This is a genomic window from Oceanicella sp. SM1341 (genome assembly GCF_003448965.1).
Taxonomy (GTDB): Bacteria; Pseudomonadota; Alphaproteobacteria; order Rhodobacterales; family Rhodobacteraceae; genus Paroceanicella.
The window spans coordinates 52,711-76,050 of record NZ_QRGC01000023.1; the positions used below are offsets into that span (position 1 = coordinate 52,711).

The 23,340-nt window shown below is 72.4% G+C and carries 19 protein-coding genes; 7 read left to right on the plus strand and 12 right to left on the minus strand.

What is annotated here, in order from left to right:
* Positions 1 to 121 precede the first annotated feature (121 nt).
* From D3P35_RS18440 to D3P35_RS18450, 3 genes are all read right to left on the minus strand, one after another.
* The gene (locus D3P35_RS18440; protein WP_118136542.1) at positions 122 to 1,303 is read right to left on the minus strand and encodes an aldose 1-epimerase family protein; all 1,182 of its coding nucleotides are present in this window, start codon (positions 1,301 to 1,303) and stop codon (positions 122 to 124) included.
* Positions 1,304 to 1,373: 70 nt separating this feature from the next.
* Positions 1,374 to 2,288, minus strand: a complete 915-nt coding sequence (locus tag D3P35_RS18445) for a sugar phosphate isomerase/epimerase (RefSeq protein ID WP_118136544.1) — start codon at positions 2,286 to 2,288, stop codon at positions 1,374 to 1,376.
* Complete coding sequence (locus D3P35_RS18450) at positions 2,285 to 3,403, minus strand: Gfo/Idh/MocA family protein (RefSeq protein ID WP_118136546.1); 1,119 nt, start codon at positions 3,401 to 3,403, stop codon at positions 2,285 to 2,287. The genes D3P35_RS18445 and D3P35_RS18450 overlap by 4 nt, the downstream gene beginning before the upstream one ends.
* Before the next feature lie 423 nt (positions 3,404 to 3,826).
* On the opposite strand from D3P35_RS18450, the gene D3P35_RS18455 reads away from it, so the two are divergent.
* Entirely contained in the window at positions 3,827 to 4,846 is a 1,020-nt protein-coding gene (locus D3P35_RS18455) for a LacI family DNA-binding transcriptional regulator (RefSeq protein ID WP_232830550.1), read from the plus strand.
* Positions 4,847 to 5,076: 230 nt separating this feature from the next.
* Here the strand turns inward: D3P35_RS18455 and D3P35_RS18460 are convergent, their stop codons facing one another.
* Positions 5,077 to 6,453 (minus strand): aspartate aminotransferase family protein, encoded by a 1,377-nt coding sequence (locus tag D3P35_RS18460; protein WP_118136548.1) that lies wholly within the window; start codon positions 6,451 to 6,453, stop codon positions 5,077 to 5,079.
* 88 nt (positions 6,454 to 6,541) lie between these two features.
* Positions 6,542 to 7,045, minus strand: coding sequence for an Lrp/AsnC family transcriptional regulator (locus tag D3P35_RS18465; protein WP_118136550.1), 504 nt, complete (start codon positions 7,043 to 7,045; stop codon positions 6,542 to 6,544).
* Between the two features lie 273 nt (positions 7,046 to 7,318).
* Between D3P35_RS18465 and argE the strand changes: the two genes are divergently transcribed.
* A complete protein-coding gene (gene argE / locus D3P35_RS18470) occupies positions 7,319 to 8,479 on the plus strand; it encodes an acetylornithine deacetylase (protein WP_198670693.1) in 1,161 nt (386 codons plus the stop codon).
* A gap of 228 nt (positions 8,480 to 8,707) precedes the next feature.
* Here the strand turns inward: argE and D3P35_RS18475 are convergent, their stop codons facing one another.
* The 3 genes from D3P35_RS18475 to D3P35_RS18485 form a co-directional block, all read right to left on the minus strand.
* Positions 8,708 to 10,147: an FAD-dependent oxidoreductase gene (locus tag D3P35_RS18475; RefSeq protein ID WP_198670694.1), complete on the minus strand. Its 1,440-nt coding sequence runs from the start codon at positions 10,145 to 10,147 to the stop codon at positions 8,708 to 8,710.
* 166 nt (positions 10,148 to 10,313) lie between these two features.
* Positions 10,314 to 10,994: a thermonuclease family protein gene (locus D3P35_RS18480; RefSeq protein WP_232830551.1), complete on the minus strand. Its 681-nt coding sequence runs from the start codon at positions 10,992 to 10,994 to the stop codon at positions 10,314 to 10,316.
* A 92-nt stretch (positions 10,995 to 11,086) separates the two neighbouring features.
* Positions 11,087 to 12,532, minus strand: a complete 1,446-nt coding sequence (locus D3P35_RS18485) for a PLP-dependent aminotransferase family protein (RefSeq protein ID WP_118136555.1) — start codon at positions 12,530 to 12,532, stop codon at positions 11,087 to 11,089.
* Positions 12,533 to 12,611: 79 nt separating this feature from the next.
* Between D3P35_RS18485 and D3P35_RS18490 the strand changes: the two genes are divergently transcribed.
* Positions 12,612 to 13,343 carry a pyridoxamine 5'-phosphate oxidase family protein gene (locus tag D3P35_RS18490; protein WP_232830552.1) on the plus strand — a complete coding sequence of 244 codons (732 nt, stop codon included), beginning with the start codon at positions 12,612 to 12,614 and terminating at the stop codon, positions 13,341 to 13,343.
* Positions 13,344 to 13,431: 88 nt separating this feature from the next.
* On the opposite strand, the gene D3P35_RS18495 is transcribed toward D3P35_RS18490, so the two are convergent.
* Complete coding sequence (locus D3P35_RS18495; RefSeq protein ID WP_118136557.1) at positions 13,432 to 14,232, minus strand: hypothetical protein; 801 nt, start codon at positions 14,230 to 14,232, stop codon at positions 13,432 to 13,434.
* A gap of 99 nt (positions 14,233 to 14,331) precedes the next feature.
* On the opposite strand from D3P35_RS18495, the gene D3P35_RS18500 reads away from it, so the two are divergent.
* Positions 14,332 to 15,159: a DUF6502 family protein gene (locus tag D3P35_RS18500; protein WP_157982199.1), complete on the plus strand. Its 828-nt coding sequence runs from the start codon at positions 14,332 to 14,334 to the stop codon at positions 15,157 to 15,159.
* Positions 15,156 to 15,308, plus strand: coding sequence for a hypothetical protein (locus D3P35_RS26245; RefSeq protein WP_157982200.1), 153 nt, complete (start codon positions 15,156 to 15,158; stop codon positions 15,306 to 15,308). The genes D3P35_RS18500 and D3P35_RS26245 overlap by 4 nt, the downstream gene beginning before the upstream one ends.
* Positions 15,309 to 15,321: 13 nt before the next feature.
* On the opposite strand, the gene D3P35_RS18505 is transcribed toward D3P35_RS26245, so the two are convergent.
* Together D3P35_RS18505 and D3P35_RS18510 are read right to left on the minus strand one after the other, a co-directional pair.
* Positions 15,322 to 18,237, minus strand: a complete 2,916-nt coding sequence (locus D3P35_RS18505; RefSeq protein WP_118136561.1) for a transporter substrate-binding domain-containing protein — start codon at positions 18,235 to 18,237, stop codon at positions 15,322 to 15,324.
* A gap of 395 nt (positions 18,238 to 18,632) precedes the next feature.
* The gene (locus tag D3P35_RS18510; RefSeq protein ID WP_118136563.1) at positions 18,633 to 20,315 is read right to left on the minus strand and encodes a PAS domain-containing methyl-accepting chemotaxis protein; all 1,683 of its coding nucleotides are present in this window, start codon (positions 20,313 to 20,315) and stop codon (positions 18,633 to 18,635) included.
* A gap of 172 nt (positions 20,316 to 20,487) precedes the next feature.
* Between D3P35_RS18510 and D3P35_RS18515 the strand changes: the two genes are divergently transcribed.
* A complete protein-coding gene (locus D3P35_RS18515) occupies positions 20,488 to 21,003 on the plus strand; it encodes an RNA polymerase sigma factor (protein WP_157982201.1) in 516 nt (171 codons plus the stop codon).
* A gap of 14 nt (positions 21,004 to 21,017) precedes the next feature.
* Here D3P35_RS18515 and D3P35_RS18520 read toward each other — a convergent pair whose 3' ends face one another.
* Positions 21,018 to 21,599, minus strand: a complete 582-nt coding sequence (locus tag D3P35_RS18520) for a hypothetical protein (protein WP_118136567.1) — start codon at positions 21,597 to 21,599, stop codon at positions 21,018 to 21,020.
* A 259-nt stretch (positions 21,600 to 21,858) separates the two neighbouring features.
* Between D3P35_RS18520 and D3P35_RS18525 the strand changes: the two genes are divergently transcribed.
* Positions 21,859 to 23,049: a S8 family serine peptidase gene (locus tag D3P35_RS18525; RefSeq protein ID WP_232830553.1), complete on the plus strand. Its 1,191-nt coding sequence runs from the start codon at positions 21,859 to 21,861 to the stop codon at positions 23,047 to 23,049.
* Positions 23,050 to 23,340: the final 291 nt, after the last annotated feature.

The following is a 23,340-nucleotide window of genomic DNA, read 5'->3' on the forward strand; positions in this document are numbered from 1 at the left end:
GACCCCCGCCCGGCCGGCGCGAGGCGGGCCGGGCGGGGAACGGGACCCGGGGCGCGGGACAGGTGAGCCCGAGGCGCTCCCCGGCGTTTGGCGCCCCCGCCCGGGCTCTGGCGCACGCCGCTCATGCCCCGGCCCGCAACGGGAGGTGATGTCCCGAGGGCTCGGGGAAATCCTCCTCCGGCTGGGTGGCGAGGGCGGTGACGCGCGCCTCGCAGGCCGCGATCTCCGCCGCGCCGTCGAGCACGCGCAGCCGGGTGTCATAGCGCCGGGCCTCGCCATGGCCGAGGGTGATCAGCTCGCCCCGCTCGGCGGCGTAGCCCTGGCCGAGCACGTGGTTGGTCGAGGGCTCGATGCCGAAGCCGTATTGCCCGGCCTGCAGCGCCTGCCATTCGAACATGCAGGGGAACTGCGCCGCATCGGTGGTGACCTCGAAGCCGAGGCCCGCCGCATCGTTCACCAGCGCCACCGGGCGCGTGCCGTCCGGCCCCGCCGCGAGCTCATGCTGCCAGACCTGCTCGTGAAACCGCGGCTGCGGGCCGGTGAGGCGGCGATAGCCCACGCCCTGCGCGCGGTAATCGGCCCCGGCATGCGCGGCCCAGACCACGTCGCGCACCGGCGCGAGGTAGCGCGCGCCCTCGCCCAGCAACGGATGGCCGAGGTTGATGTGGTAGCAGTACATGTGCGGCGTGGGGTTGAAGCCGCGGTTCTCCACCCGGTCGGTGAGGCGGATCTCGGAGGTGCCGGCGTCGATCTCGATGCGCCGGGTGAGCTCGAGATGCTCGCCGAACATCGTCGCCTGCCGCACCACGCCCTCGCACCACAGGGTGCAGCGGTCGCCCTCCCAGGTCTCGCCATAGCCGGTGAGCCGGGCGGGAATGGTGCCGGCGCGGCCGTGCAGCGAGTGCTTCACCTCCGTGCGGGGACCGTAATTGTACTCCGCCGCCGGGGCGTCATGCATGAACAGGATGTGGTCGAGCCCGCAGGTCACCATCAGCCCGGAGAAGGAGCGCATCCAGGAGAGCCCGCCCTCGCCCTCGTACTCGTGCAGGGCCGGGTGGCGGAAGCCCGAGGGCCCGTGCCAGCCGATGGCCCGGCCGCGATACTCGCACTCGGCGATGTCCAGGCAGCGGTCCACCAGCACGGTGAAGCGCAAGCCGCTGCCGGAGCGGAATTCCAGCATGCGGATGCCGCGCTCCGCCCCGTCGCCCAGCACCATCAGCCGCACGCCGGCGAACTGGGCCATGTCGCCCGAATGCGCCGAAAGCTCCGCCCGGCTGAACTCGCGCCCGAAGAGTGCCACCATGCCCTGTCGTTCTCCTGTCCGTCGTTCCGATATGCAGAACCCGGGCCCCGCGCGGGGCCCGGGCCCGGTGTCACAGGCCCTGCGCGCGCAGCTTGCCGTCGAGGAAGGTCTTGGCGCGCGGCACGTCCGCCTCCTCGAGATGCTCGATGATGATCGGGATGTTGGGGTGCTTCTTCGCCAGCCGCTTCAGGTAGAGGTCGTAGTTCAGCTCGCCCAGCCCCGGTGCCGGCAGCTCGATCTCGCCCACGCCGCGGAAGGTGTGGCTCTCGTGGGCGGTGTCGTCGCCGATGTCGGAATGCTTCTCCGCCTTGTCCTCGCCCGAGCGCTTCACGTCCTTGGCGTGCGCGATGCAGATCCGGTCCGAGAGGGCGTCGAAGACATGGTTCAGCGTCTCGTCCATCCTGTCGATGTTATGGGCCTCGAAATAGTTCGTCGGGTCCATCAGCAGGCCGAGGCCGGGGTGGTCGACCTCCGCGAACATGCGCAGTGTCTCCTCCACCGAGCCCACCACGTTGTTCACGTAGGTCTCCAGCAGGAACACCGCGCCATGGTCATAGGCGTGCTGCGCGAGGTCGGTGATGACGGCGCGGCAATCCTCCCAGCCCTCCTCGGTCTTGTTCTTCGGGTGGTGCACCCAGTCGCTCCCGGTATCGAAGGTGCCGGTCTCGGAGATCACGTAGGGGCTGCCGAGGTACTGCGCATGCGCGATCACCTCCTTCAGCAGGCCGTTGCGCTTGCCCCGCTCGCCGGCGTCCGGGTGCACGATGTTGGTGTAGCCGGAGATGGCGCTCACCGGCAGGTCATGGTCGCGGAAGGTCTCGCGGATGCGGACGCATTTCTCCTTGGTGATGTTCCCGGCGGAGAGGTCCATGTCCTTGAAATGCATGTCGAGCTGCACGGTGTTGAAGCCCAGGGCGCGGATCTTCTTCGCGGTCTCCTCGAGGGCATAGGGGAAATAGGCGGTGAAAATGCCGGTCTGCATCATGTCTTGGGTCCTCCCGTGTTTTGTTCTTTGATGTCGATCTCGCAGAGCATCACCGTCCGCCCCTCGGCGGCGGAGCGGTAGGCGGCCTCGACCAGCGCCATGGTGCGCACGTTGTCGGCCACGCTGAGCGCGGGCGGGGTGTCGGAGGCGAGCGCGTGCTGGAGCTGCTCCATCACCCCGGTGAAGGCGTCGGGAAACCACATCGTCTCCCATTCCGGCCGCACCCATGCGCCGCCGGTCTCGCGCTGCGAGGCGTATTCCAGCGTGGAGGGCGCGCCGGTGGGCCAGCCGATGGTGCCGCGCGCCACCCCCTCCAGCCCCTCGATGCGCCAGCCGATGTGCTGGTCGTCGGCATAGCCCTCGGCCCGCGGGCCCGACCACACGTCCTCCAGCGACAGCGCCAGCGCGCCGGAGCCGAAGCGCAGGGTGGAGACCACGATGCCGTCGGTGTGGGCGAATTCGGTGCGCGGGTCCTCGCGCAGCACGGTGGTCACCTCCACCGGCTCGCCGAGCAGGAAGCGCAGCACGTCGAGGTGGTGCACGCTCATGTTCGACAGGGTGAGCCGGTCGTAGCCCTCGAGAAACCCCTGCCAGTGCGGGATGGCGTGCATGTCGATCTGGGCGAAGACGATGTCGCCCAGCGCGCCGCGCTCGATGAGCTGGCGGGCCACGCGCATCGACTGGTCGTAGCGCATGTTCTGGTTGACCGAGAGCGGCTTGCCGGCGGCGGCGGCGGCATCGCGCAGGGCGATGGCCTCCTCGAGCGAGAGCGCGAGCGGCTTCTGCGCCAGGATCGCCTTCACATGCGGGGCGGCCAGCGCGCGGCGGATCAGCTCCGGCTGGCGGTCCGGCGGGTAGGCGATATCGACGATCTCGACATCGGGGTCGTCGATCAGCGCCTCGGGCGTGTCATGCACCCTGGGGATGTGGTGGGCGGCGGCGGCCTCCTCGGCCCGGGCCCTGGTGCGCGAGGCGATGGCCACCACCTCGAACCCGGCCTTCGCATAGGCCGGCAGGTGGCAGCCGGTCATGATCATCCCCGCACCGATGCAGCCGATGCGGGCCCCGCGGGCCCGCACCTCCTGGTCGGGACGGAAGGGGGCGGCCGCGGTCATCGCCGGGCCTCCGCGGGGCATGGCGCGGCGGGGCCGGGCAGCGGCTGCCACGGCCGGACAGGGCATGTCTGGGTCATCGGGCGTCTCCCTCATCGCGGCGCTCGGGCGCACCGTCTCGCTGGTTTCGACGCAGCATTGGCGCCGGGTGCGATGGAGTCAACATCAAACTACATCATAACGCATCATCGGCGGCTAAGCGCGAGGAGACCATAGCCTGGAAATCTGATTTCCTTATAAAATATCCAAATCTCCATGCACCTCCGCTGCACATGCGAAAGTCGTTCAGCATGCGTGATGCAGCGCAACACTTGTCGCGTCCCGTGTTTCATGATGTATTTTGATGTAATTTGAGTCGCGCCGCCCGGCTTGACACCTTCCGGGGTGTGGCCGAAACGGGGCGGGAAGGATGGGAGAGCCTCAGCCATGGCCCTGCGCTCGACATTGACGGATATCGCCCGCGCCGCCGGCGTGAGCAGCGCCACGGTCGACCGGGTGCTGAACAACCGCGAGGGCGTGCGCCCGCGCACCCGCGAGATGGTGCTCGAGGCCGCTGGCCGTCTGGGCTACCTGCCCTCCGGCCGCCCGCTCTTCACCGCCGCCATGCCGGTGCGGCTCGACTTCGTGATGCCGGTGCGCTCCAACCCGTTCATCGGCGGGCTCTGCGCCGAGATCGAGGCCCAGGCCGCCCGGCGCGAGGGGCTCGAGGTGCGCGTCCACGGCATCGACGGCATAAACCCGCAGGCCCTCGCCCGCGCGCTCACCGCCCTGCCCGAGACCCAGGGCGTGGGCCTGATCGCGCTCGACCATCCGGCGGTGCGCGAGGCGGTGCGCGCCCTCTCGGCGCGCGGGGTGAAGGTGGCCACGCTCGTGTCCGACCTGCCGGACGTGCCACGCATCGGCTACGTGGGCATCGACAACCGCGCGGCGGGGCGGCTCGCCGGCTACCTGCTGGGCCGGCTGCTCGGCCAGGGCACGCGGCAGCGGGTGGCGGTGTTTGCCGGCTCGCTCTCCTACCGCGGCCACGAGGAGCGCGAGATGGGCTTCCGCGCCATCCTCGCCGAGGATTTCCCCGATTTCGAGGTGGTGGAGCTGCGCGAGATCCGCGACGACCCGGCCCGCGCCGTGGCCGAAACCCGCGCCCTGCTCGCGGCCCACCCCGACATCACCGGCATCTACAACATCGGCGCCGGCAACCCCGGCATCGCCGAGGGGCTGCGCGCCGCCGCCCTGCCCCGCCGGCCGGTGTTCGTGGGCCACGAGCTCACCGCGCAGAACAAGACCCTGCTGCTCGACGGCACCATCGACGCGCTGATCGACCAGAACCCGCGCGTAGAAGCCCGCGAGGCGCTCTCCCTCCTCGAATGCGCCGTGCGCGGCCTGCCCCACGACGCCCACCCGCCCCGCCTGCAGGTGATCTTCCGCGAAAACATCCCCGGCGCCTGAAGTCACTGCGTGACGGCTGAATGCGTGACGGCCGGACTGCGGGACGGTGGGGCAAAAGACGGTGGCGCGAGGGACGATGGGGCGCGGGATGGCCGAAGATCGGATCCCGCGCCGCGCAGGGGTGCGGCGCCCCGGGCCGTCGGGCGGAAGGGCGAGGGCGTGAACACCCGCCCGGCAAGCTGCTCAGGCGGGCGCCCTCCGTGGCGCGGGAGGCCGCGCGCCGCATGGGCTCAGGCGCCCGGGAACACCTCCTTCACGGCCGCCTCTGTCGCGGCCACGATGGTGTCGGCCTCCGCGCGGCTCAGGCACAGCGGCGGGGCGAAGCCGAGGATGTCGCCCTGCGGCATCGCCCGGCCGATCACGCTGCGGCGCAACAGGGCGGCGGCCACGGCAGGGCCGGTCTTCGCCGCGGGGTCGAGGAAGCGCCGGGTCTCGCGGTCGGCCACGAATTCGAGCGCGCAGAGCATGCCCTCGCCGCGGATGTCGCCCACGTTGGGGTGGGCGCCCAGCGCGTCCTCCATCGCGGCGCGCAGGTAGGAGCCGGTGTCGCGGGCATTGTCGACCAGGCCGAGCCGGTCGATCAGCTCGAGGTTCGCCACCCCGGCCGCCGCGCCGATCGGGTGGGCGGAGTAGGTCCAGCCGTGGCCGATGGGGCCCATCGCGTCGGTGCCCTGCTCCAGCACCGCCCACATCCGCTCCGACACGATGGAGCCCGAGAGCGGCGCATAGGCCGAGGTGAGCCCCTTCGCAATGGTGATGATGTCGGGCCGCATGCCGTAGTGATCGGAGCCGAACATCGAGCCGAGGCGCCCGAAGCCGGTCACCACCTCGTCGGCGATGAGCAGGATGTCATGGCGCTCCAGCACCGCGCCGATCGCCTCCCAGTAGCCCTCGGGCGGCGGCACGATGCCACCCGTGCCCAGCACCGGCTCGCCGATGAAGGCGGCGATGGTGTCGGCCCCCTCGCGCGCGATCAGCGCCTCCAGCGCGGCCACGCAGGCGGCGGTGAACTCGGCCTCGCTCTGGCCGGGGTTTTCCCGGCGGAAGTAGTAGGGCGCCTCGGTGTGCAGGATGCCGGGCATCGGCAGGTCGAACGCCTTGTGGAACAGCTCCAGCCCGGTGAGCGAGCCGGTCATCAGCCCCGAGCCGTGGTAGCCGCGCCAGCGCGAGATGATCTTCTTCTTCTCCGGCCGGCCCAGCACGTTGTTGTAATACCATACGAGTTTCACGTTGGTCTCGTTCGCGTCCGACCCGCCGAGGCCGAAGTAGACCTTCGACATGCCCGCCGGCGCGCGCTCGGTGACCATATGCGCGAGGCGGATCGAGGCCTCGGTGCCGTGGCCCACATAGGCGTGGTAATAGGCAAGCTCCCGCGCCTGCTCGGCGATGGCCTCGGCGATCTCCGGGCGGCCGTAGCCCACGTTCACGCAGTAGAGCCCGGCGAAACCGTCGAGCAGCCGGGTGCCGTCGCGGTCCTCCACGAAGACACCGCTGCCGCCGGTCATGATCCGGCCCGGCGTCTCGCCCCGCGCATGGGCGGCAAGGTGGGTGGAGGGGTGGAAGAAGCTCTCGCGGTCCCAGGCCGCGAGACGGTCGTTGTCGAGCATCGGTCTCTCCTCGGGGGTTTCGGCGATGCTAGCGCAGGGCGCGCAGGCGAAGCCTCCGAAGCGGCGCGAGCGCGCAGACGATCCGTCTCTATTTGCCCGGGCCGGCAGGCGGATCCTCTGCGCCGAGCAGCAGGGCGAGCGGCGGGCCCGCCTGCTTCACCGGCTTGGTGACCACGTAGGTGTAGTAGCGCGCGAGGCCGAGGCCCGCGGCGAGGAACCCGTCGATCAGCGCCTGGTAGCTCTCGATGTCGCGGGTGACCACGTGGAGCAGGTAGTCGAAACCGCCGCCCAGCGCCCAGGCGCCCACCACCTCCTCGCGCGCCGCCACCGCGCGCTCGAACCGCGCGAAGCTCTCGGCATGGTGGCGCTCCAGTTCCACGGTGACGAACACGCTCACATGCGGCGCGAGCCCGCGCAGCGAGACCTCGGCGCGGTAGGCGCGGATGATGCCCGCCGCCTCCAGCCGCTTCAGCCGCTCCCAGCAGGGCGTGGGGCTGAGGTTGATGCGCCGGGCGAGCTCGGCCTTAGACAGCCGCGCCTCCCGCGAGAGCAGGGCGAGGATGCGGATGTCACGATCGTCGAGTTTCAGCATCGCGGCACGCGGGCGGCCCTCCCTCTCACGGCTCCGGCGCGGGCGGCGCCTCCCCTCCCTTCTAGGGGGCAGGCCCGCCGGGCGGCAAGCCCCGGGGGGCACGGGCGCCCGCCAGGGCCGGGCGCACCGCGCGGGGCGCCATGCCTCTTTGCGGCAGCGCCGCGCTGGGCTTGCGCCACACCTCTTTGCGGCAGAGCCGCGCGGGGCTTGCGCCCCGGGGCCCTCCCCTGCTCAACTGGCCGGAAGGAAACCCGCTTCCGCCGAGGCCCCGCCATGACGCTGCTCGACGACACCACCGCCATCCTCGCCGATCTCATCGCTTTTCCCACCGTCTCCTCGGCGAGCAACCTCGAGCTCATCGCCTACGCGGCCGACCGGCTGGGCGCCTGCGGGGCGAGCCTGTCGCTCAGCCTCGACGAGGCCGGGCAGAAGGCCAATCTCTTCGCCACGCTCGGCCCCGAGCAGGACGGCGGCGTGATGCTCTCCGGCCATACCGACGTGGTGCCGGTCACCGACCAGGACTGGCGCACCGACCCGTTCGCAATGGCCGAGCGCGACCGGCTGCTCTTCGGCCGCGGCGCCTGCGACATGAAGGGTTTCCTCGCCGCCACGCTGGCCTTTGCCGGCACGCTGCAGGGGCGGCGCCTCGCGCGGCCGCTGCATTTCGCCTTCACCTACGACGAGGAGGTGGGCTGCATGGGCGGCCGGGCGCTGGCCGAGCAGATGCGCGGCATGCCCTTCCGCCCTGCCGTGGCCATCGTGGGCGAGCCCACCGAGATGCGCATCATCGAGGGCCACAAGGGCTGCTGCGAATACACCACCGTCTTCACAGGGCTGGAGGGCCACGGCTCGCGCCCCGACCGGGGCGTGAACGCGGTGGAATACGCGGTGCGCTACGTCTCCCGGCTGATGGAGCTGCGCGAGGAGCTGCGCGCCCGCTGCCCGGCCACGAGCCGCTTCGAGCCGCCCTGGACCACGCTGCAGGTGGGGCGCATCAGCGGCGGCCACGCGCATAACGTGATCCCCGGGCGCTGCGAGCTCGACTGGGAGCTGCGCCCGGTCACCGCCGCCGACGGCCCCTTCCTGCGCGAGGCGATCGACCGGTTCGCCGCCGAGACCCTGCTGCCCGAGATGCGCGCCCTCGCCCCCACCGCCGAGATCCTGCGCCACGTGGTGGGCGAGATCGACGGGCTGGAGCCGGTGCCCGACAACGAGGCAAGGCGCATCGTGGCCGAGCTCACCGGGGCGAACGGCGCCGAGCTGGTGGCCTTCGGCACCGAGGCCGGGCTGTTCCAGGAGCTCGGGCTCGACGTGGTGGTCTGCGGCCCCGGCTCCATCGCCCAGGCCCACAAGCCGGATGAATACGTGAGCCTCGAACAGCTCTCGCGCTGCCTCGAGATGCTCGAAGGGCTGGGCACGAAGCTCGCCGCCTGAGGGCCGGGCGGACCCGCGCCTGCACCCCCGGCCGCCGCACGCCGGAAGCGGCGGGTCCCGGCGCCCCCCGCGCGCCCCGCATCGGACTGTGCCCTGCCGGTGCCGGTCACGCCCTCGGGGCCCGGTGTCGGTGACAGCCCTCGGGCCCGGGCGCAGGCGCGCATTGCGGGCCGGGCGTCCGGGACATCCTGCGGGCTCGATTTCCGGTCCCGCCCCGCGGGCTCGGCGTCAGCCCCGCCCGGCGGGCTCGGTGTCCGGCGCTTCCACCTGCCACTCGTCGCCCGCGAGCTCGGCCATGTCGAAGCGCTCCACGGCGGCCATGTGCTGGGGCCAGTCCTCGGCGAAGAGCTGCTCCAGCGCCCGGTCCGCCACCCGCTGCGCGCCCACCGAGATGCCCGGGATGTCGCCGGCGATGCGGCCGTGGCTCATCATCGCGGCGTTGTTCATGCAGGTGACGCGCGACACCCAGTCATCCGCGCCCGGGATCTTGGGCAGGAATTCCATGCCCGGGCCGAGGTCGGGGTGCTCGAGCAGCTCCGGGTCTTCGCTGCGGCCGGGGAAGACGTCGCGCCACAGGCGCACGGCGGCGTGCAGGCGGGCAAGCTCGGGCCGCGCCGCCCAGTTCACCGTGAAGCCGGTGCCGGCGATCACGTGGTCGAAGCGCATCGGGCCCTGCCCGGTCTCGAGCCGCACGCCGCCGGCCTCCGCCGCCGCCCCGGTCACCGGGCAGGACATGCGGATGGCGAAGGCCGGGTGCTCGGTGCAGCGTAGCACCGAGGCCTTCGGCGGCGGCACGCCCACGGCGCGCATGTGGCGGTTGAGCGCCCAGCGCGCCTCGGGCGGCAGGGCGTGGAAACCGCGGGCGAAACCGGGCGAGTTTGCCGCGAGGCTCTTGTTCACGCGGGGAAAATCCGGGCGCCGCACGAGGAGGACGACACGGGCCGCCCCCGCCTCCAGCGCCTCGGCCGCATTGTCGACCGCCGAGGCGCTGGCGCCGACCACCCCCACGCGGCGGCCCTTCAGGGCGGCGAAGTCGATGTCGTCGGCCGAGTGCGAGACACCGGGCACCCCGCGCAGGAATTCCGGCATCCAGGGGCCGCCGAGCCCGTCGCGCCCGTTGGCCAGCACCACGTGGCGGGCGAGGTGCCGCTCCTCCGCCCCGGCCCGGCGGAAGCTGAGCGCGAGCAGGCTGCCCTGCGGCGCGAGGTCGGTGAGGGCGGCGCCGTTCTCCACCTTCAGGCCCGTCACGGCGCGCAGCCAGTCGAGGTAGTCCATCCATTGCGTGCGGGGGATGCGGCCCAGCGCCTCCCATTCCGCCGCCCCCCATTGCGCCTCGAACCAGGCGCGGAAGGTGAGGGCCGGCACGTCGACGCAGGGCCCCGCGAGGTGCTTGGGCGAGCGCAGGGTGCGCATGCGCGCATAGGTCACCCAGGGGCCCTCGCGGCCCGGTGCTGCGCGGTCGAACAGGCGGATGTTGCGGATGCCCCGGCGCAGCAGGGCGATGGCGGTGGCAATGCCGGCCATGCCCGCCCCGATCACCGCCACGTCGAGCACCGGGGCGCCGCCGGGCCCGGCCCGGGGCGGCACCCAGTTCTTCACCGGCTCCTCGAGGCAGGCGAGATCGTGGCGCAGCCGGGCCTCAAGCGCTGCGAGGCCGGGGGCGCTCACGCGCCCCGCTCCGCCGCTGCGCCACATCTCGCCGGGATCGCACTCGCACTGCTCACGTCGTCTCTCGCCTTCTGTCACGAAAAAGCGGCGCCGCGGCCTGCTGGCGCCGTGTGGCCGCACCTTGGCCAGCGGGGCGCCCAGCGTCAACCCGAAGGCGCCCGGCCCTTCAGCGCGGCGCGCGCCAGCCGGCGGCTTCTGCCTCCTCCGGCGAGCAGAACCAGCGCTCGCCGGCGCTCTCGTCGATGCGGGTGCGGGCGTAGGAGGCCGAGCCGGGCACGTGGTAGATGCGCCCGGAGGCGGAGATGTTGCCCTTGATGGCGCAATCGCCCGGCGGCGTGTCACGCGTGCTGCGCGTGGCGGCCACCGCGGCGCCGGAGGAGGCGTTGCGCGCCCGGGCGCGATAATCCCACGGGGCCTCGGTGGGGGCCTGCCACACTCCGGCGCCACGCGCGACGGCCGCGGCCTGCTCGGCCTCGTAGTCGCGCGAATAGCGGGTGTAGGCCCAGGCATAGCCCTCGCGCACCATCTCGCGGCCGAGGTCGCGGCCGCCGGCCACGCATTGCCCCACGCTGCGGCCGTAGCGGTCGGTGTCGAGCAGGGCGCAGGTGACACGTTCGCCCGCCACGAGGGCCTGCATCGCCTCGGTGGCCTTCGCCCCGCAGGGCCATTCGCCGCCGCCGGCGCGGGCGCAGGTCTGCGAGGCTTCCGGCGCGTCGATGCCGTTCAGCCGCCATTTCGTGCCGTTTACCGCCAGCGTGTCGCCATCGACCACGCGCACATCGTCGCCCTCGCCGCAGGCCAGCAGCCCGGCGCAGAGCAGCACGGCCGCAGCCGCGCGCATATGCATGAACATCGTCGCCCCGTATTCGTATCCACCACACCCGGAGCGGAACATAGCCTGCGCCGGCGCAGGCGCAAGTGGCTGAGCCGGCGGAGTTTTCAGGCAGGGTTAAGCGGATCTTGCCCGCGCGCGCCGCCGCTGCCGAACGCGGCCGCCCAGCGCGCCGCGGCTGCGCCCAGCGCGTCCGGAGCGCTGCCGGAAAACCCCACCACCAGCCCGTGGCGCGGCGGGGCCTGCAGGTAGAGCGGCGAGAGGGCGCGCCCGCCCAGCCCGGCACGCGCCGCGGCGGCGAACCCCTCCGCCTCGGCCGCGGCATCCGCCAGGCCGGCGATGAGGTGCAGGCCCTGGTCCGGCGCGCGCAGCCCGGGCAGCACGGGCGAGAGCGCGGCCACCAGCGCGTCACGCGCGGCCCGCACCCGCCGCCGCCCGCGGGCGAGATGGGCAGCGAAATGCCCCTCGCGCAGGAAGGCGGCCAGGGCCTCTTCGGCCAGGGTCGAGGGGTAGCGATCGGTCCGGGAGCGCAGCGCGACCACCGGCCCCAGCAGCGGCTCGGGCAGCACCGCGTAACCGGTCCGCAGGCCCGGAAAGAGCGCCTTGGAGAAGGTGCCGATGTAGATCACCCGGCCCGCGCCATCCATGCCCTGCAGCGCGGTGAGCGGGGGCCCGGCGAAGCGGAACTCGCTGTCGTAATCGTCCTCGATGATCCAGGCCCCGTTGCGCCGCGCCCAGTCCACCAGCGCGAGGCGCCGCGGCATCGACAGCGCCACCCCGAGCGGGAACTGGTGCGAGGGGGTCACGTGAACGGCGCGGGCGGCCGGTGCCATGCGCGCGCCGGCCGCGGGGTCCATCCCCTCGCCGTCCACCGGCACGCCGGTGAGCGCCATCCCGGCGCCGAGGAAGGCGGCGCGGGCCATCGGGTAGCACGGGTCCTCGACCCAGACCGGGTCTCCGGGCGAAAGCACGGCGCGGATCACCAGGTCCAGCGCCTGCTGGGTGCCGGAGGTGAGCAGGACCTGGCCCGGGTCGCAGCGCACGCCCCGCGCGGTGCGCAGGTAGGCCGCCACCTCCTCGCGCAGGGCCCGGCCGCCGAGCGGGTCGCCGTAGCTGAAATGCGTCGCCGCGGGGCGGGCGAGCTGGCGGTTCAGCAGGGTGCGGAAGATGCGCATGGTCCGCGCGTCGGGCGCGGTGAGGCCCAGGGTGCCGGGCGGCGGCGGTCCCGGTTCCGGCGGCAGGGGCTGCAGCGCCGGAGCCGGCGCCGCCACCCGCGGAACCCGGGCCGCCACGAAAGTGCCCGCCCCGGTGCGCGACTCGGCGAACCCGTCGGCGTTGAGCATCTCGAAGGCGGTCACGGCCGCCCCGCGCGACAGGCCCAGCCGCGCCGCGAGCGCCCGGGTGGGCGGCAGCTTGGCGCCCGGGCGCAGCGCCCCGGTCTCGATCAGCCGGCGCAGCTCGGCATAGAGCGCCCGCGCCCGTGGCCCGCCCTCGGGCAGCACGGGGATGAGGGCCGACCAGTCCGGCATATTGGTCTGCGTTCTCTTCGCCATATTGGACCTATATCGAACCAATCCGATGCCCTAGCTGTGACTGCAACACACACGCATTGCAACCAGCGAAAGCCAGACCATGCCCGACGACATGCACGCCCCCGCCCCGGACTATCCCGTCACCCCGCGCAACCGGGTAAAGCGCACGCCCGAGCGCGGCGTCTACGACCGCGAGACCGTGCACGCCATCCTCGACGCCGGCATGCTGTGCCACGTGGCCTGGGTGCTGGACGGCCAGCCCTTCTGCACCCCCACCTTCCACTGGCGCGAGGGCGACACGCTCTACTGGCACGGCTCCTCGGCCAGCCGGATGCTGCGCAGCCTGCGCGCCGGGCTGCCGGCCTGCGTGACCGTCTCGCATCTCGACGGGCTGGTGCTGGCGCGCTGCGGCTTCAACCACTCGGCCAACTACCGCTCGGTGATGTGCTTCGGCACCGCGCGCATCGTGGAGGACCCGGAGGAGAAGGCCCGCGCCCTCACGGCGGTCATCGACCGCTTCTTCCCCGAGCGCGCCGCCACCCTGCGCGCCAACACCGCGCAGGAGGTGAAGGCCACCACGGTGATCGGCATGCACATCGACGAGGCCTCCGCCAAGATCCGCGCCAAGGGCGTGGGCGACGGGCCGGAGGAATTCGGCCAGCGCGTCTGGGCCGGGGTGCTGCCGGTGCGCACGGTGATCGGCGCGGCGGAGCCCTGCCCGAACACGCAGCCCGCCCTGCCCCGGCCCGCCTCTCTCGACGTCTACGCCGAGGGCGGCACGCTGGACGCGGCGCTGCGCGCCACCCAGGCGCTCTACGAGGCGGCCGGCTGAAGAAGCCCCGGGGCGGCGCGCGCCGGGAGAACCATCCACGGCGCGCCCACAGCTTTCCCCGGGGTTGTCCCCGGGGTTTTCCACAGGGTCAGCTGTCCGGCCCGGCCGCCTGCCGGGCGGCGAGCAGCCCGGTGAACATCGCCTCAACCTCCGGCACGAGGCGGCGGGTGACCTCGAGCAGCGCCTCGCCCTGCATCCGCTCCATGCGCCGGTCCGAACCCCAGGAGGGGCTGAGGCGCGACAGGTCGGCCGAGGCGGTCGCGGTGCCGTAGGGGTAGCCGTTGCGCACGTCGAGCAGCAGGGCCGCGGCGCGGCCCTCGACCTCGATGGACCGCGTGGGCAGGATCGCGCCGCCGATGATGGTGAGATCGGCGAAGCCGAGCCCGGTGGCCGTCTTGTCCGCCCGCACGCCGGCCTCGTAGACCAGCACGGCGTCGATGTGCTGGCGCGCCGCCCCGATCCGGATGGTGGCGATCACGTCGGAGGGGTCACTCCATCCGCGCGAGAGGTCCGGCCCCCCGGTATCGGCCACGGCCGAGGCGGCGATGAGCGGCTGCACCGCCACGAAACTGCCCAGCTCCGCATGCGCTTCCGCCAGTTCCGCCCAGATCGCCGCCTCATCCGCCGGCAGGGTGGTAAGCCGGCGGTTCACCACCCGGGCCAGCCCGATCCGCGCCGGGAACCGCAGCAGCGGCTCGACGGCGGCGGCCATCCGCACCCGCTCATCGAGGCCCGGCGCGGCGCCCTCCCCTGCCTGCTGCGCGGGCAGGGCCGGCGGCGCCTCGTAGCGGGAAAGCCAGTCGGCCCCGGAACTCGTCTGCACCTGGTGGTCTGCACAGGCGGTGAGGAACAGGGCGGCCGCCAGCGCCGCGACAGCAATCGGTTTCATCGGTCTCTCCTGAATATGGGCAGTTTGCACATTTATTGCGACTCCCATAGCAGACATCCGGGCTTGCGGGAAAGCGAAAAATGGGCGATATGCACATTCATGAAGAGAATGCCCCAGGACACCCTGCGCCTCGCGGTCCTGCGCGTGCTGCGCCCGCTGGTGAGGCTGCTGATCGGCGGCGGAGTTCCCTATCCGCGCGCCGCCGAGTGGCTGCGCGCGCTCTACATCGAGGTGGCGGAGGCGGCCTTCCGCCTGCCCGGCAAGCGGATGACCGACAGTCGCATCAGCCTGCTCACCGGGGTGCAGCGGCGCGAGGTGAAGGCGGTGCGCGGCCAGCCTGCGCCGGAAGCACCGCCGGAAAGCGCGGGCCCCCTGCCCCGGGTGCTGGCGCGCTGGCAGGGCCACGCGCCCTACAACACCCGCCCCCGCCTGCCGCGCAGCGCGCCGGCGGGCGTGCCCTCCTTCGAGGGCCTGGTGGCGGAGGTGAGCCAGGACATCCACCCCCGCACCGTGCTCGACGAGTTGCTGCGGCTGGGGCTGGTGGAGCCCGGCCCGGGGGACGGCGAGTTGCAGCTGCGCAGCGCCGCCTTCGTGCCCGGGGCCGACGGCGCGGCCCTGCTGGGCTATCTCGGCGCCAATCTCGGCGACCATGCCGAAGCCGCCGCCGCCAACATCGCCGCCGCCCCGGGGCCCGGCCGCTTCTTCGAGCGTGCGGTGCACTACAACCGGCTGAGCCCCGCCTCGGTGGCCGAGCTCGACGCGCTGGCCCGCCGGCTGCAATCCGAGGCGCTCGAGGCCCTGAACGCCCGCGCGCTGGAGCTGCAGGAGGCAGACGAGCAGGCGGCCGACACCGCCACCCTGCGCTTTCGCTGCGGCGCCTTCGTCTATCACCAGGACAGCCGGCCCGAAGAGGAGACCGCCCCATGAGACCGCTCATCGCAGCCCTGCTGACGGCGCTCGCCCTGCTTGCCGCCTGCGCCGCGCCGCCGCCGGGCAGCCGGTGCCCGCCCGCTCACGAGGGGCCGAAGGACGGCGGCATCGGCGGCACGGGCGCGGCCGCGCCGGCCTGCGGCTAGGCCGCGCCCGGGCTCAGTGCGCGAGTTCCCCGGCAGGCACCGGCCGCGGCCCGGAGAGGCGGTTGCGGCCCAGGCGCTTGGCCTCGTAGAGCCGGTCGTCGGCCGCGCGCAGGAAATCGCCGAGGCTCTCGCCGCGCCGGGGCACCGCCGCGTGCCAGCCGATGCTCACCGTGAGATGGCGCGTGCTCGCCGCGTCGACGAAGGGGGTGTTCTCCACCGCCCGGCACAGCGCCTCGAGATGCGCACCAAATTCCTCCGCCGCGCCGCCCATGGTGAAGATCACGAACTCCTCGCCGCCGTAGCGGGCCACCACGTCGCCGTCGCGGCGAAACCGCTCGCGCAGGATGCCGCCGACATGGCGCAGGCAGGCGTCGCCGTAGACATGGCCGCGGTCGTCGTTCACCGATTTGAAATGGTCGACGTCCACCATCGCGAGGCAGAACAGCCAGCCGTTGCGCTGGCACAGGCCGAACTCCTCCGCGCCGCGGCGGTCGAAGTGCATGCGGTTGTTGAGCCCGGTGAGGCTGTCGGTGATGCTCATCTCGTGCAGGCTGCGGTTTGCCGCGGCCAGGGCCGTGTTCAGCCGCCTGAGCTTGCGATTCCAGTAGACCACCAGGCCGATCAGCAGCGCCGCCACCACGGCGATACGGACCAGCAGCGCATAGTCGGGGCGCGGCGCGAACTGCACCAGGAGCTGGCTGTTGAGAATGGCCTCGACCTCGGGCTCCCCGAGCCCGGCCACCAGCTTGGCGAAGATCTGGCCCAGCAGCGGCTCGTCGGCCCGGGTGGCGACGGAGGCGCGCCAGTCCTCGGCGATGCGGCCGGAGATCTTCACGTCGTTCTCGCCGCTCGCGGCAATGAGATAGCTCAGGCTGGCGAGCGTGCCCAGCGTGGCGTCGAGCCGGCCCTCGCGCAGCGCGCGCAGGCCCTCCTCCTCGCTCGCCACCTCGACGAGCGTGACCTCCGGGTAGCGCTGGCGCAGCAGCCGCAGCGGGCTGTGGCCGGGCACCACGCCCACGCGCTTGCCCGCAAGCTCGCGCAGCCCCTCCACGAAGGGCTGCGGCAGGGGCGTGGCCACCGCCATGGGCAGCACCAGGTAGGGCTGGGTGAAGTCCCAGTCGCCGGCCGGCACCTCGTCGCGCATCGCCAGCGGCAGCAGGTCGCACCGGCCGTCGCGCATGGCGTCGCCGGCCGGCATGTCCACCGGCACGGTCTGCCAGGAGAGCCCGGCACGGCCGGCGAGGCGTGTCATCACCTCGGCCGCGACCCCGGTGAAGCTGCCGTCCGCCGCGACCGAGGCATAGGGCGGCGCGCGCGGTGCGGCGCAGACCCGGATCACGCCCTTGCCGTCGAGGTAGCTGCGCTCCTCGGTGGTGAAGGCGACACGGCGCGCCGCGAAGCCCGAAAGCGTCGGCCCGAGCCAGCGCGTCTCCAGCTCGGCCCAGCGCGTCAGCGGGATGGCGCTCATCGCCCGGTCGATGATGCTCTTGGCATAGGGATAGCGCGGCGAGACACCGAAGCGCAGGTCCTCCCGCTCCACCCCGTCCATCGCGAATTCACCGCCGATCTCGATGTTGATCAGCCCGAGGCGCCGCACGATGGCATTGCCGTTGCTGAGCGCGAGGATGGCCGCGTCGATCTCGCCGCGCGAGAGGGCCTTGAGGATCTCGTCCTGCGCGGGGAAGCTGCGCAGCGGCCCGAGCCGCTCTTCCAGCGCGCCTGCGTAGTAGATGTCGCGCCCGATCCCCACCCGCTTGCCGACGAGCGATGACAGCCCCTCGTAGGGGCCGAAGCCGGAGCGCACGAAAACCGCATTGGGGATGCGGTGATACTCCTGCGAGAACAGGGTGTAGGCGGCGCGCTCCGAGGTGCGGGAGATGTTAGCGATGATGTCGATATCGCCGGCGCGGAAGCTCGCCAGCAGGTTCGACCAGTTGTCGTAGACCGGGTCGAGCCGCAGCCCTGTCCGGGCGGAGATCTCGTTGGCGAGGTCCACCGCCAGCCCCTTTCCCCGCCCCTGCGCGAGAAAGCTGAACGGCTCGTAATCGCTGATGTAGCCGATCCGCAGCGGTGGCGCGCTTTCCACGAAGGCCTGCTCCTCGGGCAGGAGGCGCAGCGGGCCGGCTGGATTGGCACGGCCGGAGCGGTAGATCAGCCAGCGCTCGGTGATGGCGGCGAGATCTTCGGCAGGCAGGCTCGCCACCGTCTTCTCAAGCACCGAGAACAGCAGCTCGCGGTCGCGGTTTCCGGCCTGCTTGAGCACGCCGAGGCGGAAGTCCTCGAGGCTCACCCCGGGGAGCGGCAGGGCGCCGGCCACCGCCACGTTGGAGAAGCCGTTCTCGCGGGCGAAGAAATTCCCGGTCATCTCCGCCGCCGCCGCGGCGTCCACCCAGCCGAAGGCCACGGCGGCCAGCAGGTCGCGGTAACTGGCATATTCCACAGGCTCCACCCCGGCGGCGCGCAGGGCGTCGGCGTAGTAGATGTCGCGGATCACCCCGATGCGGCGGCTTTTCAGCTCCTCCACGTTTTCCGGGTCGGGCAGCGGATGGTCGATGTTGTGAAACAGGACCGTGCGGCGCAGGTGGTAGCTGCCGGTGAAGCTGACGAAGGCGCTGCGGTCCTCGGTGAAGGAAATGTCGGCGATGGTGTCGATGCCGCCGTCACGGAACTCGCCGTAGACCTCCGGCCAGGTGCCCATGCGGATGTTGAAGGTGATGCCCGCCTGGGCCTCGAGCCGGCGCAGAACGTCGACCGTCCAGCCCATGATCTGGCCATTTCGGAAGAAGGAATAGGGCTCGTTGTCGGAGACGACGCCCACGCTCACCACCCGGTGGTCCCGGATCCAGGCCCGTTCCTCGGCGGAAAACCCCACCGGCTGCGCCGCCGCCGCGCCGGGCACGAGCAGCAGCCCGGCAAGCACCACCGCCATCGCCGACGCGCCCCCGGAAACCGAACGGGACGCCCTGCGCCACAGAATGCCCGCCAACAGGCACGACAAGAACCACACCAATACAATCACGTTCCGCAATCCGCAGACCAGACACAGGCCATTGCGAAACTCTCCCGCGCGAACTTCCGCCCCGGGCTGCGGCCACAACAGCTCCCCGCGCCATGAATATCCGGAACCGGGGCTGATGCGGAAAGCTTTTCTTTACTCTAGGCGCAATATCTCCGCCGCGCGGCTGGCGGCCACCCGAAAGGACCGGCCCCGCGCGGAGCCCTTCGGGTGGGCCCCCGGGGGGATGACCGGCAGCGGCGGCAGCTTCGGCCGGGCGCGCTGCACCTGCGCGGTGTCGCTCCCCCGCCCGGCAGCGGAGGGCGCGGTCAGGCGGCGCGCTGGTCGCGGCGCACCTCGGTCTCGGACCGGAAGAAGCCGAGGATGGTGCTGAGATCCTCGAGTTCGGCCTCGAGCTTCCGTGCCACGCTGCTGTTGGAACTGGAGAGATCAGTGTTGCTCTGCGTGGTGGCGTCGAGATTGGCGAGGGCTTGGTTCAGCTCGTTCACTCCCGTGGCCTGCTCGGTGTTGGCGCTGGAAATGTCGGCGATGCCGCGCTGCAGCTTGCCCACGAATTCGCGGATATCGCTGAACACCTCGACGGTGGAGGACATCAGCTGCACGCCCGCCTCCACATTGGTGCTGCTCTCCTTGATGAGGCGCGATGTGTCGGCCGCCGCCTCCGAGGAGCGCTGCGCGAGATTGCGCACCTCCGAGGCGACCACGGCGAAGCCCTTGCCGGCTTCGCCGGCGCGCGCGGCCTCCACCGCCGCGTTGAGGGCAAGCAGGTTGGTCTGGAAGGCGATCGATTCGATGACGCCGTTGATCTCGTTGATCTTGCGCGAACTCTCCTCGATGCGGCGCACGGCCTCGGTGGCGCGCTGGATGACCTCCTGGCCGGCCTCGGCCCGGCTCGCCGCGTCGCTCACGGTGGTGTTGATCCCGCGCGAGGCGTCGGCTGTGGAATTGATCGTGCCCGAGAGTTCTTCCATCGTGGCCGCCGCCTCCTCCAGCGTGGCGGCCTGGCGCTCGGAGCGCTCCGAAAGATCGGCCGCGCCGGCATTGATGTCGAGCGAATGGCCGCGGATGGCCCCGATCGCGACGCCGATGCGCTGCACCAGGTCGCGATAGACTGCCGAGAGCTTGTTCACGCTCACCCGCACCGGCTCGTAGGCCGGCTCCAGCGGCGTGTCGATGGTGACATCCACCCGGCCGTCCGCCAGCCTGGCCAGCGCATCGCCCACCATCTCGACAGACCGCACCCGCGGCGTGACGTCAGTGGCGTATTTCACCACCTTCACCACCCGGCCGGCGGCGTCGAGGATGGGATTGTAGCTCGCCTGCAGCCAGATTTCGGTGCCACCCTTCCCGAGGCGCCGGAACTCTCCGGTCACGAAGGTGCCGGTGGCGAGCCCTTCCCAGAACCGGGCGTATTCCGGCGAGTTCGCCTCCTCCCGGGGCATGAACATGCGGTGATGCTTGCCCTCCACCTCCTCCCGGCGGTAGCCCACGGTCTGCAGGAAGAGGTCGTTTGCGGTGCGGATCGTGCCATCGGTGCTGAACTCGATCACCGCCATCACCCGGCCTATGGCCTCGATCTTGCCGCGGTTGTCATACTCGCGCTCGGCATCGGAGGTCACGTCGACGGCCATCTTAACCACGCGCTCCACCTTGCCGGAGGGACCGAGCATCGGCATGTAGCTGGCCCGCAGGTAACATTCGCGGCCCGACTTGAGCACCCGCTTGAAGCGACCGCTCGCGGGCTTTCCTGCGGCGAGGTCGCGCCAGAAGGACTGGTAGTCCGCGCTTTGCGAGATCTCGGGCGGGCAGAGCATGCTGTGGTGCTTTCCCACCAGTTCGTCGCGCGTGTAGCCGATGGCGGCGAGAAACCGCTCGTTCGCGTCCAGGATCGTGCCCTTCTCGTCGAACTCGATGACGGCCCAGATCTTGCTGAGCACGTCCTGCAGGCTTTCTCCGCCCGCCTTGCCCGACCGCTTCAGAAACTTCAGCATGCTGCGTTCTCTCCCACCAGATGCACGCACAATCGCCGCGAATCATTCATGAAGCGTGAAGGCCCGTGGCCGCGCGAGCCGTTGCCTGCCCGGCCCGGGTGGCCTAGAAAACCCGGAGGCATCAATTCTCGCGACGGGCGGCGGCATGACGGCAGGGGAGGACGATCGCAGTTTGCTCGGCCGGGCCGCGCTGGGCGACAAGCAGGCCATGCACCTGCTCTACGAGCGCCACCACGACCCGCTCTTCGCCTTCATCCGCATCCGCTGCCGCGACGAGAGCCTCGCCGGAGACGTGGTGCATGACGCGATGCTGGAGGTCTGGCGCTCGGCCGGGCGGTATTCCGGCCGCGCCTCGGTGCGCACCTGGATCTTCGCCATCGCGCGCAACAAGCTGGTGGACCGGCTGCGGCGCGGCGCGCGGGTGTCCTACGTCGAGGAGGTGCCCGACCTGCCCGACGAGACCCCCGACGCCGAGACCGTGCTCGGCTCGGCCCAGGACGCGGCGCGGGTGCGCAGCTGCCTCGGGCGGCTGAAGGAGGCGCATCTCGCGGTGATCCGCCTCGCCTTCTACGAGGGGCTTGCCTATGACGAGATCTCCGAGGCGGAAGGCATTCCCCTCGGCACGGTGAAGACCCGGGTGCACCACGCCAAGAAACTGCTGTTGCACTGCCTCGGCCGCCGCCGCTAGCCGGGCCGGCCGGTTCAGGGCCGGGTGACCGAGGTCACGATCCCGGGGCGGGCGCGCAGCGCGGCTTCGGCCGCGTCCCTCCCGGCGGCGTCCTCGAAGCTCAGGGTGAACAGGCCGAGGGCGCCGGGGCCGTCGACGATCCGCGCACCGAGATCGGCGAGCAGGTCCGCCACGGCGTCGAGCCGCGCGTCCTGCGCGAAGGCGACGCGCAGCGTGGGGCCCTCCGCCGCCTCGCCGGCCGGCTGGTAGCCGCCGGGCTGCGGGGCGGGGCCGGTGAGGTAGGGCACCGCGGCGAGTTGCCAGACCAGCACCGCCGCCGCGGCCATGCCGGCGGCCTGCCACAGCGGGATGCGGCGGGGGTCGTTTGCCGGGCGGCCGGTGCGCTCGGCCTCGATGCTGCGCGACAGGCGCTCCCAGCCCCGGGCGCGCGCCTCGGCGCGCGGGGTATCGGCCGCCATCACCTCGGCGGCGGCGCGCATGGCGGCAAGCTCGGCGCGCAGCGCGGGGCGCGCGGCGAGCTCGGCCTCGAAGTCGGCCACGGCCTCCGCGTCGAGGCGGCCGTGCATGTAGGCAAGCAGGCGTTCGTCCGAATCCATCTCGTTTCCCAAGCTCCGGTCCGGCGCATTCTCCGCGACTTCGGCGCCGAACGAAAGTGCCCGCGGGCCGCGGGGCCCGGTGCCGCCCTCGCGGCGACAGGGCCCGGCCGCCTCTCGCTCCGCGCGGCAGGGTCCGTGGCTCTGACGCAGCGGCACCCCGGCGGGTTCACAAAAACCCTTCATTCTGTCGGATGACCGGGCCGGCGCACTGTGCCACACGTCACGGAAATCTTCAGCGACCAGCCTCGGAGGGGGTACGATGACAGGAATGACACGCCGGGCCCGCCGGATGGCCGGCCTTGCCGGCGGCCTCGCGCTGCTGCTCGCGGGCTGCGCGGACTACGCGCTGAACCCGCCGCCGCCCGAGCAGATCCGCGCCGACGCCGGCCGGGTCGTGGACGCGCGCGAGATCCTCGCGCTCACCGCCTCGCCCGAAAGCGCCGCCTCGCTGCGCGCCGGCGCCGAGGCGGAGGGCTTCACCTTCCGCGAGCAGACCGCCCTCTCCGGCCTCGGCCTGTGGATGCTGCGCTTCGACATCCCCGAACCGCTCGACGGGCCCGGCGCCATCGCTGCGCTGGAGCGGCTGGAGCCGGGCGCCACCGCCGGGGTGAACCACGCCTATCGGCTCGCCACCGACGAGGGGTCCGACGCGGCGCGCTTCGCCTATGCCGATGCCCTGCTCGACTGGCCGCGGGGCGGCTGCCGGGCGCAGGGCCCGGTCGGCATGCTCGACACCGGGGTGGAGCGCGCGGCGCCCGGGCTGGCCGGGGCCCGGATCGTCACCCGCGGCTTTGCCCGCGGCACGCCCGCCGCGACGCGCCATGGCACCGATGTCGCCACCCTCCTGGCGGACCCGCGCCGCCTCGGAGGCGTGACGCTCTATGCCGCGGGCGTGGTGAGCGCCGAAACCGGGGACGGGGAAGGAGCCGGCGGCGAAGCCGGGGTCGACAGTCTCATCAAGGGTCTGGACTGGCTCGACAGCCAGGGCGTGCGGGTGGTGAACGTGAGCCTCGCCGGGCCCTACAACAAGCTGCTCGACCGGGCCGTGGACCGCGCGCAGGCCGATGGCATGGTGCTGGTGGCCGCGGTTGGCAACGACGGGCCCGGGGCCGCGCCGCGCTACCCGGCCGCGCTGGGCAACGTGCTGGGTGTCACGGCGGTCGACGCGCGCCGGCACATCTACCGCAAGGCGGTGCAGGGCAGCTACGTGGACGTGGCGGCGCCGGGGGTGGACATTCACCTGCCCGGGCCGGGCGGCGGACATTTCGTCTCCGGCACCTCGATCGCGGCCCCCTTCGTCACCGCCTGGGTGGCCTCGGACCCCGCGCTCTACTCGAGTTCGGTCTCCGAACTGCGCAGCGCCCTCGCCCAAAGCACCCTCGACCTCGGCGCCCCCGGCCCGGACGCGGTGTTCGGCGCCGGCCTGCTGCACCTCGGCCCCGGCTGCTGACCGCCCTGCGAAGGCACGGCTCCGGGCGGACCTCGCCCGGGGCCGCCGGTGCCCGGGGCGCTCGGGGAGGAGCAGCGGAGGGGTGCAGGCCTCTCCTGCCCTGCCTTGCCCTGCAAGGTCCCGGCCCGAGGGAGCGCCGCGCGCTCCGGCCCCGCACCGCGAGGCGGAGGACAGACGTCGGACGGGGGCATCGAGCCCCCGACCGCCGTGTCGCCGCGTGCCGCGTCTCCGGCGCGGGATGTCCGGCGGGCGGCGGGGACGCAGGCCGCGCGCGAGGGCCGGGCCCGGCTC

Bases quoted from the DNA above. Each gene is read 5' to 3' on its own strand.
- D3P35_RS18450 (WP_118136546.1), bottom strand. From the start codon at position 3,403: ATGACCGCGGCCGCCCCCTTCCGTCCCGACCAGGAGGTGCGGGCCCGC.
- D3P35_RS18480 (WP_232830551.1), bottom strand. From the start codon at position 10,994: ATGCATATGCGCGCGGCTGCGGCCGTGCTGCTCTGCGCCGGGCTGCTG.
- D3P35_RS18455 (WP_232830550.1), top strand. From the start codon at position 3,827: ATGGCCCTGCGCTCGACATTGACGGATATCGCCCGCGCCGCCGGCGTG.
- D3P35_RS26245 (WP_157982200.1), top strand. From the start codon at position 15,156: ATGAGACCGCTCATCGCAGCCCTGCTGACGGCGCTCGCCCTGCTTGCC.
- D3P35_RS18460 (WP_118136548.1), bottom strand. From the start codon at position 6,453: ATGCTCGACAACGACCGTCTCGCGGCCTGGGACCGCGAGAGCTTCTTC.
- D3P35_RS18440 (WP_118136542.1), bottom strand. From the start codon at position 1,303: ATGGTGGCACTCTTCGGGCGCGAGTTCAGCCGGGCGGAGCTTTCGGCG.
- D3P35_RS18505 (WP_118136561.1), bottom strand. From the start codon at position 18,237: ATGGCGGTGGTGCTTGCCGGGCTGCTGCTCGTGCCCGGCGCGGCGGCG.
- D3P35_RS18520 (WP_118136567.1), bottom strand. From the start codon at position 21,599: ATGGATTCGGACGAACGCCTGCTTGCCTACATGCACGGCCGCCTCGAC.
- D3P35_RS18490 (WP_232830552.1), top strand. From the start codon at position 12,612: ATGCCCGACGACATGCACGCCCCCGCCCCGGACTATCCCGTCACCCCG.
- D3P35_RS18500 (WP_157982199.1), top strand. From the start codon at position 14,332: ATGAAGAGAATGCCCCAGGACACCCTGCGCCTCGCGGTCCTGCGCGTG.
- D3P35_RS18465 (WP_118136550.1), bottom strand. From the start codon at position 7,045: ATGCTGAAACTCGACGATCGTGACATCCGCATCCTCGCCCTGCTCTCG.
- D3P35_RS18510 (WP_118136563.1), bottom strand. From the start codon at position 20,315: ATGCTGAAGTTTCTGAAGCGGTCGGGCAAGGCGGGCGGAGAAAGCCTG.
- argE (WP_198670693.1), top strand. From the start codon at position 7,319: ATGACGCTGCTCGACGACACCACCGCCATCCTCGCCGATCTCATCGCT.
- D3P35_RS18485 (WP_118136555.1), bottom strand. From the start codon at position 12,532: ATGGCGAAGAGAACGCAGACCAATATGCCGGACTGGTCGGCCCTCATC.
- D3P35_RS18445 (WP_118136544.1), bottom strand. From the start codon at position 2,288: ATGATGCAGACCGGCATTTTCACCGCCTATTTCCCCTATGCCCTCGAG.
- D3P35_RS18525 (WP_232830553.1), top strand. From the start codon at position 21,859: ATGACAGGAATGACACGCCGGGCCCGCCGGATGGCCGGCCTTGCCGGC.
- D3P35_RS18495 (WP_118136557.1), bottom strand. From the start codon at position 14,232: ATGAAACCGATTGCTGTCGCGGCGCTGGCGGCCGCCCTGTTCCTCACC.